We start from the raw sequence: 13,183 nt of genomic DNA, 5'->3' as shown, positions 1-13,183 counted from the left end.
CGCAGAGCGTGTACAAGCAGGTCAGAGGGCTCGTACTGCTGCCCGAAGCGCGACAGACACCATCGCGTTGCTGTCATCGTTGCTGTCAAGACAGAGCGCCGCAGCGCCCTCGCTCGTATGATCGAGTAAATTGAGCTCATCTGCGCTCTCGCCGAAGAGGAGTCCCCCCTTGGAGATCCAGCTGGTCAGCGACCTTGGCTCGCCCGGACAGCCCCAGAAGACCCTATGGCTCGTAGAGCTGGAGTGGAACGACTGGTGGGCGTACGAAAACCTATACGCAGCTCAATACAGAAGTTCCGCCGGCACGACCATCCATCTCGGCCAAGTCAAGATCGAATACTATGACGCCCCGGCAACGGGATCGCCTACCCGCCCCATCCCGGAAGACTTCAAGAGCACCACATTCCCGAGGGGCGTAATTTCGCTTGGGCAGAGCGAAGATTATTACATCAAACTAGCCACACTCCCCGAACCGGAGCGTCGACAATATTGCGACGCGACCCACGATGCAGTATGGGACTCGTCCATAATTCGGAGGAACAAGTCGGAACCCGCCATCCGCAAATCGCTACTCCGTAGCGTGCCACTGGCAAGCGTTACGGGCGCACTCCATCGAATACTCCTGAACGAAGGCGGCGAAAACTTCTACAGGGTGCAGTACAGGAAGGAGGACTTCACTGTCGAGTTTGTCGTCGACCCTGAGAGCAGGCCCCGAACTAACCTGCAGGCAATCATAGGGCGAAATGGCGTAGGGAAGACCACCATGTTGCGCCACATTACCGAGTTGCTCGCTACCGGAGTATCTGACGACCCGAACGAAGAGCTTCTAGTCTTCGACAAAGATGGGGACACCGACAAAATCCTTGCAGGCGTCCAATATGTATCCTGGAGTGCATTCGATGGCTTCGAGGCCGCTCAGGGCTGGCGGCTAGACAGCGGGATTACTTACAGTGAGATTGGCATAGAAGGCATTTTCGAGAAGGCCCTTTCGGATGCCTCTTTCAAAAAACCACAAGTGCGCCTTATAAAGAATCTTCCCGAACCACGAAATGCTCGAGACAAAGTCGTCGATTCCTTTGTGCGGTCATTTAGCCTCGTATTAGAGAGACGACGCACCGACCTCTGGCTTGACGCGCTAGACTCCTTGAAAAGCGACCCAGTGTTTCGTAGGCTCTCCATACTGGACGATCTCGAGTCATATGTCGACGAGGCGTTGGATGGCGCCGACATTTCTGATGCATTCGCCCAGCTTTCCGGTGCATTTAACACATTGAGCGACGGGCACAAGGCCGTACTACTCACAATCACCTACATGGCAGCCACTTTGGTCGAGCAGACTCTGGTAGTCCTCGACGAGCCGGAAGCCCACCTTCACCCACCACTTCTCTCATCGCTTATTCGCTGCCTCAATTCCCTTCTGGTGCAGAAGAACGCGATGGCAATTGTCGCAACACACTCCCCCGTGGTCCTACAAGAAGTTCCGAGATCGTGCGCAAAGAAGCTAACTCGTAACTCGCGTGGATTGTTTTGCTCACCACCGCGGATAGAAACGTACGGTGAAGACATCGGAGAAATCACTTATGAAGTCTTCGGGCTCGAAGTCGAGGACAGTGGATTCTATGCAACCCTAAAGGAGCTCGCCGCAAGGCACGACAATTACGACGACGCCTTAGCCGAGCTTGGCCACAACCTCGGACTTACAGGACGATCGGCGCTCCGCTCGCTCATAGCAAACGACCACCCCGACACCGAGGACTTGTGAGCAGTCTATGCGTCATGCTGAGCCAATAGCATTGAGTAACCTAGATCTGTTCTCGCGTCTGTATCCCCGCCTCAGGAACACAGTCGACCCTGCAGAGACGTTCGCCGATGAGATACGCGCGGCAGAAGCCGAATATATCGAACAGTGCGAACGTCAGAACTTCGGTTACGACACACGCGTTACTTTGCCTAGCGGTTTGTTAAAAACGCAAATGGTTTCCCTTTACGAGAGTCACCTTCGCGGAGGAAGTGGGCGTGAGGTGTACGACCTAATCATCGAGGGCGAGCATGGCACGAATAAGTGCTGTTACTGCAACATTCGCGCTGCGGACACCGCTGACCACTATAAGGAGAAGGCCGAGCACCCCCTACTTGCAGTATGCCCAAGGAACCTCATTCCTTCGTGCTCAAAATGCAACGAGAAGCAGAAAGGGGTTAGAGAGAAATTCAACCCATTCTATGACGATCTGGGTGGTGCACTTTGGCTGAGATGCACGCTCGAGTGGGCACGACACAAGCGTGGGATGGGCCCGGACACGATTCCGGGGATGCGCTTTTCAGTAATTCCAGGATTCCTGCCTGATACCGCCCTAGTCGGACGCGTGTCGGCGACCTTCAAAGCGGCAAACCTTTCAAAGCGCTGGGCGACCGAGTACGCAGATGTGATAGGGCGAATCCATCGGAAGGCATCGAAATTGAGCCGCCAGCATGACCGTAAATTTATCGTGGACGAGATGATTCAGTACGATTGGCAACCGCCCAATAGCCCCTATCAGGTCTTGCTGAAAACAGTTCGGGATTCGGACTGGCTTCGAGACCTAAAGGGTTAGGAGGTCGCGGTACGGACCGCCCGCAGCGGAGCGGGGAACGGTGCGTACCGCCTCGGCCTGGCCCGCAGTGGGCCCGGTGGGTATCGAACCCGCAATCTGCGGATTAGGAGTTCGTATGAGACCGACCGGAACAGTACGTTCTCGCAGGTCAACGACGCCAGGCAGTCAAGTCGAGTCATGCCATCGAAACACAGTCGCGTTGCTGGCAGCGTTGCTCTCAGACGGCAGCGACGCGTGAACCAGTCCATCTGCCCCAGCACATGGTATTTTTCCTCACGAGCACGGACGCGACTTTTGATCGCGTGAGGCCGCACAGCAGCACACAGCCTCGGTCCAATTCCACTGGCGGAGACCCCAGACGTGTCCCTGGGCTTCGAGTCAATCGACGTTGCCGTTGGACGCGTATGGTCACCACTCAACGAGGAGGTCCAATGCCAGCCAGACTCACGTCAACGCAACGCGAACAGCTTGCTGACGAGGCGGCACGCCGCTATGCCTCGGGCGAATCTTGGGCTGAGATCGCAGACGACCATCAGCTCAGCAAGAACTACGTACGACGGCTGACTATTGCGAGACACGACATCACATACCGTCGCTGGGGCCAACAAGTTGTCGTGAACCCCGGAAAGGTGCGAAATCTACGCAACCATGGCAAATCGATCGAAGCGATAGCAAACGAGCTTGGATGCTCACGACAAGCGATCCGCACCGCGCTTGAAGCGACCGGTAGACCAGCGCTCACCCGCTATCCAAAGCTTTCTACTACGCGAAAGCCTTCAGCCGAAGAAGTCAGCCGTATATCCACGCTGTACGAAGCCTGCCCCCAAGCTCCTCGCAACCGTGCAGGCTCGCGGGATGTCCGTGGCACTGAGGGTCGGGCACTCGCCGCAGCTTGCCTGGATGTGGTACTCGCAGGGGTACCGATGTCCCAGCTATCGCGCGCCCTCGATCGAGGACCAACATGGGTTCACTGGCTCCTCAACTGCCACGAAATGCAGCCGCCGAAACACAGCGTCGGCTCTACATCGCGACGCACTAGAAAGATCGCGTGACTACCTCGACTGGCAGGGCCAGGTAACAGCAGAGCACAAGCCGTCACGCGCTAAGCGTCCTTCACAGCGTCGGGCAGGCTAGGACGACGCGCTTGAGCACTACCGCACGGCGGTCCGCCCTCCCGCAGCGGAGCGAGGAAGGACGGGCCGCCCGCGACGGCGGAGCCGGCGCCTTGAAGGAGTAGGGAAAGTTCTCACCAACTAGAACGCTCGTGACCGCAAATCAGCCCTGCGCAGCTTCATCGACCAACTCGGCCGCCTCCGAGATCGCCTCAGTCTCAAGTGCGTCAGCTCGGTCGGAAAGCGCAGTGGCCTCGTCAGCCAGATCTGCGACTCTAGTTTCGGCATCGACACCGAGCCGAGGGACAGGTACCTCACGGATGTCCACCGGATCCAGGTGTGGTACGGAAGTTCCTGAAGCGTTCCTGACTACCATCGGCCGGCCGAGTTCCTCGTGATTCAAGACCGTCACAAGGTAGCCCGGCCGAATGGCCTTTCCGTTGGGAACAATTCGAATCATATCATCACTGCCGAAAGTGTCAGCGTACGAATCGGGAATGATCCTGCTTCGACCAAGCAGGCCGTAAACTTGTCCAGATCGTGCCATGACAATAGACGATGGCATGAGTCGATACATCTCGGGATTCTTAATAAGCGCCGGATAGATGCGCTTCATGACTGGCGGGTTGACGTCAAACAACTCCGCAGGGCTCTTGTAGGGCGCGCCGTTATCACCAAAGTATCGCTTGAATCTATTCGGAAGGGCAATTAACTTCGTCACGTCCGAAAGTACATCAACCCTTTCCGCCCCTTCCGTGATGCGCATTTCAATGTCACGGACGCGAGGTCGGTAATATTGCGCCTCTAACCGCCTGCGTTCCTGAAATAATGCTGATGCGGGGATCGTGTGGAAAGGCGGTTCGACGTCAACACGGGATTCCGGGAAATGCGACGCATACAAGTCGTCTGCCTCGGCTTGCAGATCGCGCGCTTTTGTCCTCATTGCAATGGCCTCTACGGCCTTCGCGCCAATTGCAGCCCTAATTTCGGGCTGCGGCCAAACCACGGGCATCTCTACAACATGACTGACCTCGAGATGCTTGATCATGTGACCGTATTGGGCGGCACGAGCTATCTGATAGAACTGAGAAGTCTTCATGTAGGCATAGAGCCACCCGTATTCATGGGCCTCTTTGGCGGCAATCCTGAGAAGATCATGAGTGATCACTGGACCTAGATGCTGAGGATACACGGCGGTAACTCGCCCCACTTCCCCCGAGCAGGACATCAAAAGCCAGCGAGCGTCAACTCGACGCGCCTCGGCATCTCGAGTTTGCCCCCTCGAAAGCCATTTCCGTACTCTTGGCGCAGATTCGAAAACCTGGCCTGCCGAGAGGAACGGTAAACCAAGCCCCGCACGAACAGTCAAGCCCTTGAGCCTAGACGGTTGCCAAACCTCGGCAACTTCCCCGAATGGCAGCCATCCGCCATCAGCAAGCTCGATGCGTCGACGAATTCCGTATCCATCGGCGAGATACGCACTAGCCTCCAGCCTTCGCTCACCCACCATCGCCAGGGCACTGCTGACGGAAGCAGTCTCAGGCGGCTTGGCTGTGAAAGTTGATGAACTAGACTTCATGCCTGGTCCTTTCGCCATTCACGGAAAGCTGCGGAAATCAGGGTAGTATTGTCGTCTCGCACGCGCTCTCGTGACGTATGCGCCCGCTCCTCGCCGTCCGTTGTGGAAGTGACCGCATCGGGAACGTTTGAGAGAACTTCAAAGCCTTCGTCATCGCGAACGTAGGTTGCGACTCCTCGCTTGTCATGACCGATGTGATCGCACACCGCCATGAAGACAGGATAGTCGGCTGGACTACCGGAGGCGTATTCGAGCCTAATCTCTTGTTCGGACTTTCGCCTTACCACTAGGACTGATGTCTGCACACTTGTCCCGGGCTGGAACGTATCGGGGTGCATGTCCACAGAGGCAAGAATCTGAGTGTTCTGGAGGAGCCACTGGCGCACGAAACCAAGTCCCGGTGTGCCCAGGATGCCGTCGGGCAGCACCATCGCGGCTATTCCAGTGCCTGGCTTAAGGAGCTCAACACAACGCTCGATGAAGAGGATCTCGGGGGGACGGGACGTAGTGTCCGGACCTCGATCCCACCGATCTTCCTCTTCTACATACGTCCAGTTATGACCTAGGTCGAATTGAGAGAGAATCGCAGGATGATCAATTGGTATTTTCGAGCCGAATGGAGGATTCGTAAGGATCACGTCCACCTGCCCCAGGAGATCACGCTTGCGGAGGTCATCTCCCCATGTGGCATTCGGGGCAAGAGAATTTGCTTGGTACAGTCCTCCTGAGCCATCGTTGTTCATAACCATATTCATCTTGGTGGCGCGCACCAGATTAGGGTTGAAGTCAATACCTACTAGTTTGTTGCGCAAGAAATCGTAGACGCGCGTCCTGATAGCCTCATCCTGCGCACCTTTCTGCCGTCCGGAGTTCTTAACTTCATTTCTGACGCGCTTTACGACATGGTTCATCGCTGCGATGAGGAATCCGCCGGTCCCGCATGCCGGATCCAAAATGAGTGTGTCATCATCAGGATCGACCATGTCGACCATCATCTGCACAACATTTCTCGGCGTAAAGAACTCCCCTCGGTCGCCACGCAGGTTCGAGCCGACGACCTCCTCATAGGCTTTCCCCTTAACGTCAACATCCGATTCGAGCAGCGAGAACTGCTGGAGCTGCGTAACAACGTACGAAAGTACGCGTCCGTCCAGCTCGATCTCCTCGGCAGCCTTAAAGATTTGCGGATACCCCTTCTTGACAGCATCAAAGAGCTTCGCAATACGCTTCTGTACCCGGATGGTGCCCGTAGCTACTTCGCGTTCGACCGATGTTGCGTAAAAACTTGGCGCTGGCGAGGAATGTCGCTCATCCTGAATCTTGCAGAAGATTAGCTTCAGTAGTTCCCAGAACGCCTCTGGCTTCTGCATTCCCTGATTACCTGAAATGTAATCGTGGGATCGCCTAAACGCGAATAGCAGAGAGTCGGAAGCTGCAGGCCGAAGCTGTGCGAACGTCGGGGTTTCCGCATCGTCTTTTTCTCCAAAGCGCGGGAGGTCTGCAATTTCTTCAACAATCCTCCGCTTGCCGGCAACCGAAACCTTGAGCGCCTGGAGGTCAGAGCCGTTCGTCCACATGCCGTATTCGACATTGGCGCATGCGGCCAAGTAGCTTTTGAGCTGCTCGATCCCCTCCTTTCGACTGCCCGGGTTCGTGCCCGGCTTCTTGCATTCAATCAGGGCATAGACGTTATCCTGGCTACGCTGCGAAGGCGGAACGTCGGGCGGAAAAATTGCAATGTCTGCTCGCACCCGGCTGCTTCCGAGCTTAAGGGACCATTCCACTGCAATGTCAGATGGCTTGTACCTGTATTCGCGAACGAGTGACTTCTCGATCTCCTGGCGAACATATTCTTCCGGGGTATCATTCCGCAACTTCCCGTCCACATAGTCGAGAACCTTCCCGGGCGGAACAATAGTAGGTAATGTGCTCTGTTCTGTCATGCGTGTTCCTTGAGCTCTCGTCTGGATGTAATTCGTAATTGTGTCCAGTGTATTAATATGGTCCCAGTGGGCGGGGAAGCTAGTTCGCGACTAGCTTCTCTCGGTGCTTCATCTGACGTCTGAGCACGGCAAGGGCGGTCGCTACAGTTGGCACAACGCATGCTACTGAGCGCTCCGTGCCATGTGGCGGCAGAGAGCACGTCCGAGGCTAGCCGAGGGCTCTGACCAACGGTTGTAGCCACGATCTCGAGGTGAGAACCTCTGCGGGCAGGTTTCCGTCCGGGACGCTGGCTGCGACTTGAGACTCATCTGGGTACCTCGAAGGAGTAGTTCCACTGGAACCGGCTCGCGCGATGCAGGCCGATCGCGTACTCGATGGGGAGGCCGCTGCCGTCGTACGTGCGCCGACGCATCTCGACGATCGGCTCACCGATGCCCATCTCGAGGGACTGGGCCTCATCGCCGTCAGGCAAGCGCGCGTGCAGCCTCTCGTTGATGCTGTGCGGCTCGTGTCCTAGGTCAGTCAGGACTCGAAACGCTCCCCCGCGCCCTGCCGACCCCTGCTCCTCGCTCATGAGGAGCGTGCCCTTGGCGATGCGATACGGGTAGTAGCTCACGAGGGTGTGGGTGACGGTGCCTCGGGCATCCCGAATCACTCGCGCTCTCCGCACGACGTCTTCCCCCTCGTCGATCTCCAGCCGTCCAGCCATCTCTTCGGTGGCGGGCTCGATTGAGATCTCCGTGGACTGCGCTGCCGGCTGCCAGCCGCGCTCGTCCATGTGGGGCGCTCCGTCCTCGTCGCCTGCGGGACTCTTCCATTGGCGTCGTGAGTATCGGTCCATCCCCACCTTGCGCAGCGGGATCTGAGGGAGCACGACCGTGCCCTGACTGCGCCTCGACTGCACGAGCCCTTCGCGCTCAAGCAGCTTCAGCGCAGCGGACACGGTGTTCACGTTGACGTCGAACTCAGTGGCCAGCTCCGACTGGCGGGGTAGCACCGTGCCTTCGGGGTACTGCCCGTCACGCACGCGAGCACGCAGCTCGTCGGCGATCTGCACGAACTTGGCGACCATGCGCACCTCACCTAGGGATAGCCGGGACTCTCATCCTATCCCTAGTTGACATCGGGCCCTCTGCATGCCAGTCTCGCAGCGATAGTTATCACTAGGGATAACTATCGCTGATGCTCAACCACTAGGAGTAGACATGGCAGTCCAGACCCGATTCCCCGTCCAGATGGAGGACGTGTTCCCCCAGGGTGCGTACATGATTGGCGAGGTCATCGCCGCCGATGACTTCGACAAGAAGAGGGCCGGCGAGGTCGACCCTCAGCTGCGAGACAAGATCTCGGGCCAGCGTGTCTGGCAGGTCCGAGTGCTCGATCCCGACCCGGAGAGTCGGAAGGGACAGGCCGAGGTGACCGTGAAGGTCTCCTCCGACCACCAGCCGGTGCCGCCCAAGGGCCCGTCCACCGGCCCCTTCCGCGCCGTCGCCTTCGAGGGACTCACCCTCACGCCGTACGTCGACACCAACGGGAACTTCCCGAAGATCGCGTACTCGCTGAGAGCCACGGGCTTCGCCGAGGCCAAGGCCTCCGCCCGCACCTCGAGCACCGAGGCGGCGTGACCATGGAGCGGAAGGCGATGCGCCTGCTCAACACCGCAGCGATCGGGATCCTGCTCTGGCAGGTCATCCCGCTCGGCTGGCAGCTGGCGTTCGAAGGTGCGTGAGCAATGCACACCGCCTCTCTCGCCTTCCGCTTCGGCCTCGCCGAGCTGCGGTGGATCACTGCGGCCCTGTGGGGTCACGTGCGCTGGTTCCATCGATTATGGTTCGTCGTCGCGATGTTCACCTGGCTCGCGGCCGACCTGCTGGGCAGCTGGAAGCCCTTCGCCATCGTCGGAGCCATCGCGCTGTACTTCGCGCTCTGGGCCCGGTTCTACCCCGAGACCTACTACCGGGCCGTCTCCCGCCCTCTCTGGCGCCGGGAACTCTGGCTGGATCTCATCGAGACCTGGCCGCTGCTCATGGAAGAGTGCGGACTCTCCACGGTCGTCATCGATCGAGCGGGAGAGAAGCACACACGGATTCCCGCGATCGCCAGCAAGCACTGGCACCGCAACGAGCTCGTTCTCGCTCCCTCCCTCCTCACCGGACAGACCGTCGAGGACTTTCAGGCGGTCGCTGATCGGCTGCGGACCACTGTGGGCGCAACGCACATCCGGGTGACCGGAGACCTCTCCCCCACGCTGAGCTTCACCTTCGGCGATGCCCTCGCCGAGACCGTGATCCGAGGACTCCCAGATCGAGGAGAACCGTGGGACGGCCGATCGGTGTGGATGGGGATCGACACGACGGACGACGACTGGTGGTTCCGCATCGCCGGAACACACACCCTCGTCGCCGGCTCCTCCGGCTCCGGCAAGGCATCGCTCGTCTGGGGCGTCACCATCGGCCTCGGTCCCGCCATCGCTCGAGGCGAAGCGCAGGTCCACGGGATCGACCTCAAGGGCGGCGTGGAGCTGGGCATGGGCAAGGACCTGTTCACCCGCTACGCCGTGACTCCTGCGGGAGCGGTGGTGGTCCTCGAGGACGCCGTCGAGGCGATGAGTGCTCGCCTCGAACGGATGGCCGGGAACACCCGCCAGCACACCGCGAGTGTCGATGAGCCGTTGGTCGTCGTCCTGATCGACGAGGTCGCCGCGCTCACGTCGTACATCGAGGATCGCGATCTCAAGAACCGCGCCCGCACCGCGATGTCACTGCTCTGCTCCCAGGGCCGGGCCGTCGGCTACACCGTGGTCGCCTGCATCCAGGATCCCCGGAAGGAGACGATCCCCAACCGCGGCCTGTTCACCCAGATGGTCGGGCTCCGGCTGCGTGACCGCGAGGAGACCTCGATGGTCCTCGGCGACGGCGCTGTCGCCTCCGGAGCCCTCTGTCACAAGATCCCGCTCGCCTCGCCAGGCATCGGCTACGTGGTTCCTGAGGACGGCTCGGAACCCGTCCGCGTGCGCGCCGCCTTCGTCGATGACGACCTGATCCGGGCTGCGGCCGAGCGGTTCCCCGCCCCGTCGACGATCCCCGTGGTGGTCCCGGAGCCGACGGAGAAGCCGCGCAGCTCTCGGGCACGTACCCGGACCAAGTCCGACACGGAAGGAACGGCATCGTGAGCGCCAGCGATCTCTACTTCCTCGACGTGGATGAGCCCACCGCCCTGACGCGGATGCTCTCCGACGGCTTCGAGGACTGGTCCAAGCAGGTCGCCTCGACGGGATTCTGCTCCCGCCCCGTCCGCCTCTTCGGACAGGCTCGCACCTTCGATCGCAGATCCGGACAGCACCTGAGCACCTTCGACAGCCGCGCACTGCCCGACAGCGTCCTCTACGTCCGCTGCGGCAATCGCCGTGCCTCCCGCTGCCCCTCGTGCTCCCACGAGTACCAGGGCGACATGTGGCACCTCCTTTCCGCAGGGGTCTCCGGTGGGGACAAGGGGGTCCCGGAGAGCGTCTCCACGCATCCGCTGGTGTTCCTCACACTGACCGCCCCCTCGTTCGGCGCTGTGCACTCCTCGACTCGTCCCGGTGCTCAGCCTCGGCCGTGCACCGTCAACGCGGCACCGGGACTGTGCGAGCACGGTCGCCCTCGTCGATGCACGGAGCGCCACGACGCCGACGATTCTCGGGTCGGTCAGGCGCTGTGCCCGGACTGCTACGACTACGAGGGACATGCGGTCTGGCAGTGGCACTGCCCCGAACTGTGGCGGCGTTTCACGATCCGCCTGCGCCGCCTAGTCGCCGCGCGCCTCGGCATGAGCGAGAAGGCCTCGAGGAACCTCCTCCGCGTGCAGTTCGCCAAGGTCGGCGAGTACCAGAAGCGCGGCGCGATCCACCTCCACGCGCTGGTCCGGCTCGACGGCGCCCCGTCGGACGACGACCCCTTCCCCTCCCCCGCTGTCGACGTGCCCGCCTCGTGGCTCGCCGAGCGGTGTCTCGAGGCCGCCCGCGACATCGAGATCGATGCTGCTCCGGTCGACGCCCACGACTCCGCCCGCGTGCTCCGCTTCGGTCCCCAGGTCGACGCTCGGCCCGTCCAGCGCCACTCCGACGATGAAAGCGACGTCTCCCCCGAGATGGTGTCGGCCTACCTCGCCAAGTACGCCACGAAGGCAGCCGGTGATGTCGCTGTCGACGGCACTCCGAATCGCCACCTGAAGCAGCTCCGAGAGACCTGTCTCGATCTGTGCGGTCGCGCGCTCCTGCACGAGGGGTTCTCCAGTCCGTACGCGCTTCTCGGCAAGTGGGCCGACGCCCTCGGCTTCCGCGGACACTTCGCCAGCAAGTCCCGGCGGTTTTCGACCACCCTCGGCACGCTCCGCGATGCACGGCGCAAGTACCACCGCGACCGCGAGCAGCTCGAGACACACACAGACCATGCGTCGACGGACGATCAGCTCGACGCCGCCGAGCACATCGTCGTGCTCAACGAGTTCCGCTTCGTCGGACAGGGCTGGCTCACCCCCGGTGATGCCGAACTCGCCCGTTCCGCCGCTGATGCAGCACGCGAGTGGAAGGACACCCGTCGCGCTGCACGCCAACCCCACAAGAAAGGAAAGAACCATGGACAAGCTCTGCTTCACCGCTGAGGAGGTCGCTGATCGGCTCAGCGTCTCGAAGACCCGGGTGTACGACCTGATGCGCTGCGGTGAGCTGCCCAGCGTCAAGCTCGGTCGCTCCCGACTGATCAAGGCCGCTGATCTTCTCGCGTACGTCGAGAACCTCGAGCCGGCCCCCGTCGTGGCATGAGCCGCTCGAACGGAGAGGGCAGCGTCTACCGTCGCCAAGATGGCCGGTGGACGGGCGCTGCCTATGTCCTCACCCCGGAGGGCACGCGCAAGCGCAAGGCCGTCTACGGGAAGACTCGGAAGGAGGCCTACGACAAGCTCGCCTCGCTCCAGGAGAAGTCTCGAGCCGGCATCGCCGCCACTCCGGGACGGCTGACAGTCAAGGCGTTCCTCGAGACCTGGATGCAAGACGTCCAGGAGGCACGGCTGAGCCCTGCGACCTACCAGACCTACGAGGGGTACATCCGCAATCATCTGGTCCCCGTGCTGGGGGCGAAGCGACTCGGCCAGCTCACGGCGGCGGATGTCCGCGCGTTCCTCGCGGTCAAGGCTCGCGAAGGCAAGAGCCCTGCCACCGTCAAGCAGATGCACGCCATCCTGCGGTCGGCGCTTCAGCACGCGATGCGCGAGGATCTGGTGCCCCGCAACGTCGCGAAGCTCGTCGTGGTGCCCACGCCTCCGAAGCAGGACGTCGAGCCGCTGACTCCCGACGAAGCCCGCACCCTCCTCAAGACAGCACAGGGAACCTCCTGGGAGGCGCTGTGGACGCTGTACGTGGGTCTCGGCCTACGACGCGGCGAGGCACTGGGGCTCCGCTGGGGAGACATCGACCTCGAGAACGGCTACCTCAACGTCGTGCAGTCCCTTCAGCGGTCGCGGGGCGAACTGCGGCTGAAGAGCCCCAAGACCGACACCTCCCGGCGTCGCGTCGTGCTCCCCGGGTTCTGCATCGACGCACTCATCCGGCACCGCACCACCGAGCGAGAGAAGCTTGCTTCGCTCGGGCTGCCCATCGACCAAGCGACGCTCGCGTTCACCTCCCAGGCCGGCACCGCGATCGAGCCCCGCAACGTCAACCGCGCCTTCGAGGCACTGCTGAAGAAGGCCAAGCTGCGCCGGGTCAAACTGCACGACCTCCGCCACACCTGCGCCTCACTGCTGCTCGCGGAAGGCGTCGCCCCTCGCGTGGTCATGGAGCTGCTCGGGCACTCCGCCATCGCGGTCACGATGAACACCTACTCGCACGTGATCCCGGCCCTCCATGACGAGTCCGCGAAGCGCATGGACGCGCTCTTCGGAGCCGAAAATACGAAACTACGAAAGCCCGAGTAAAC

The 13,183-nt window shown here is 60.9% G+C and carries 11 protein-coding genes; 8 read left to right on the top strand and 3 right to left on the bottom strand.

Going from position 1 to position 13,183, the window contains the following annotated elements; translation table 11 throughout:
* The first annotated feature begins 169 nt into the window (after window positions 1-169).
* The 3 genes from Y09_RS16820 (at window position 170) to Y09_RS18210 (ending at window position 3,643) form a co-directional block, all read left to right on the top strand.
* Window positions 170-1,762, top strand: a complete 1,593-nt coding sequence (locus Y09_RS16820; protein WP_148639567.1) for an AAA family ATPase — start codon at window positions 170-172, stop codon at window positions 1,760-1,762.
* 7 nt (window positions 1,763-1,769) lie between these two features.
* Window positions 1,770-2,591 (top strand): hypothetical protein, encoded by an 822-nt coding sequence (locus Y09_RS17500; RefSeq protein WP_159419643.1) that lies wholly within the window; start codon window positions 1,770-1,772, stop codon window positions 2,589-2,591.
* A gap of 260 nt (window positions 2,592-2,851) precedes the next feature.
* Entirely contained in the window at window positions 2,852-3,643 is a 792-nt protein-coding gene (locus Y09_RS18210; RefSeq protein WP_371440350.1) for a helix-turn-helix domain-containing protein, read from the top strand.
* 223 nt (window positions 3,644-3,866) lie between these two features.
* Here Y09_RS18210 and Y09_RS17180 read toward each other — a convergent pair whose 3' ends face one another.
* From Y09_RS17180 to Y09_RS06970, 3 genes are all read right to left on the bottom strand, one after another.
* Window positions 3,867-4,871 carry a hypothetical protein gene (locus Y09_RS17180; protein ID WP_159419642.1) on the bottom strand — a complete coding sequence of 335 codons (1,005 nt, stop codon included), beginning with the start codon at window positions 4,869-4,871 and terminating at the stop codon, window positions 3,867-3,869.
* A gap of 407 nt (window positions 4,872-5,278) precedes the next feature.
* Window positions 5,279-7,225 carry an N-6 DNA methylase gene (locus Y09_RS06975; protein WP_053917088.1) on the bottom strand — a complete coding sequence of 649 codons (1,947 nt, stop codon included), beginning with the start codon at window positions 7,223-7,225 and terminating at the stop codon, window positions 5,279-5,281.
* Between the two features lie 305 nt (window positions 7,226-7,530).
* Complete coding sequence (locus Y09_RS06970; RefSeq protein WP_053917087.1) at window positions 7,531-8,298, bottom strand: GntR family transcriptional regulator; 768 nt, start codon at window positions 8,296-8,298, stop codon at window positions 7,531-7,533.
* A gap of 133 nt (window positions 8,299-8,431) precedes the next feature.
* Here Y09_RS06970 and Y09_RS06965 point away from each other — a divergent pair, with 133 nt between their 5' ends.
* From Y09_RS06965 to Y09_RS06945, 5 genes are all read left to right on the top strand, one after another.
* Window positions 8,432-8,851 carry a hypothetical protein gene (locus Y09_RS06965; protein WP_053917086.1) on the top strand — a complete coding sequence of 140 codons (420 nt, stop codon included), beginning with the start codon at window positions 8,432-8,434 and terminating at the stop codon, window positions 8,849-8,851.
* Window positions 8,852-8,958: 107 nt separating this feature from the next.
* Entirely contained in the window at window positions 8,959-10,398 is a 1,440-nt protein-coding gene (locus Y09_RS06960) for an FtsK/SpoIIIE domain-containing protein (protein ID WP_053917085.1), read from the top strand.
* Window positions 10,395-11,870 carry a replication initiator gene (locus tag Y09_RS17495; RefSeq protein ID WP_053917084.1) on the top strand — a complete coding sequence of 492 codons (1,476 nt, stop codon included), beginning with the start codon at window positions 10,395-10,397 and terminating at the stop codon, window positions 11,868-11,870. The genes Y09_RS06960 and Y09_RS17495 overlap by 4 nt, the downstream gene beginning before the upstream one ends.
* Window positions 11,845-12,030, top strand: coding sequence for a helix-turn-helix domain-containing protein (locus Y09_RS17490; RefSeq protein ID WP_053917083.1), 186 nt, complete (start codon window positions 11,845-11,847; stop codon window positions 12,028-12,030). The genes Y09_RS17495 and Y09_RS17490 overlap by 26 nt, the downstream gene beginning before the upstream one ends.
* On the top strand, window positions 12,027-13,181 hold the full coding sequence (locus Y09_RS06945) for a tyrosine-type recombinase/integrase (RefSeq protein ID WP_053917082.1): 1,155 nt from the start codon (window positions 12,027-12,029) through the stop codon (window positions 13,179-13,181). The genes Y09_RS17490 and Y09_RS06945 overlap by 4 nt, the downstream gene beginning before the upstream one ends.
* Window positions 13,182-13,183: the final 2 nt, after the last annotated feature.

It is taken from the genome of Brachybacterium sp. SW0106-09 (assembly GCF_001293905.1).
GTDB classification, from domain to species: domain Bacteria; phylum Actinomycetota; class Actinomycetes; order Actinomycetales; family Dermabacteraceae; genus Brachybacterium; species Brachybacterium conglomeratum.
The sequence above is the reverse complement of the archived record's forward strand: the minus strand, read 5'-3'. Positions and strand labels throughout refer to the sequence as shown.

What these genes read in the sequence shown, in the direction of transcription:
- Y09_RS06960 (WP_053917085.1), top strand. Translation starts at nt 8,959, where the DNA reads ATGCACACCGCCTCTCTCGCCTTCCGCTTCGGCCTCGCCGAGCTGCGG.
- Y09_RS06975 (WP_053917088.1), bottom strand. Translation starts at nt 7,225, where the DNA reads ATGACAGAACAGAGCACATTACCTACTATTGTTCCGCCCGGGAAGGTT.
- Y09_RS17490 (WP_053917083.1), top strand. Translation starts at nt 11,845, where the DNA reads ATGGACAAGCTCTGCTTCACCGCTGAGGAGGTCGCTGATCGGCTCAGC.
- Y09_RS17500 (WP_159419643.1), top strand. Translation starts at nt 1,770, where the DNA reads ATGCGTCATGCTGAGCCAATAGCATTGAGTAACCTAGATCTGTTCTCG.
- Y09_RS06970 (WP_053917087.1), bottom strand. Translation starts at nt 8,298, where the DNA reads ATGGTCGCCAAGTTCGTGCAGATCGCCGACGAGCTGCGTGCTCGCGTG.
- Y09_RS06965 (WP_053917086.1), top strand. Translation starts at nt 8,432, where the DNA reads ATGGCAGTCCAGACCCGATTCCCCGTCCAGATGGAGGACGTGTTCCCC.
- Y09_RS18210 (WP_371440350.1), top strand. Translation starts at nt 2,852, where the DNA reads ATGGTATTTTTCCTCACGAGCACGGACGCGACTTTTGATCGCGTGAGG.
- Y09_RS06945 (WP_053917082.1), top strand. Translation starts at nt 12,027, where the DNA reads ATGAGCCGCTCGAACGGAGAGGGCAGCGTCTACCGTCGCCAAGATGGC.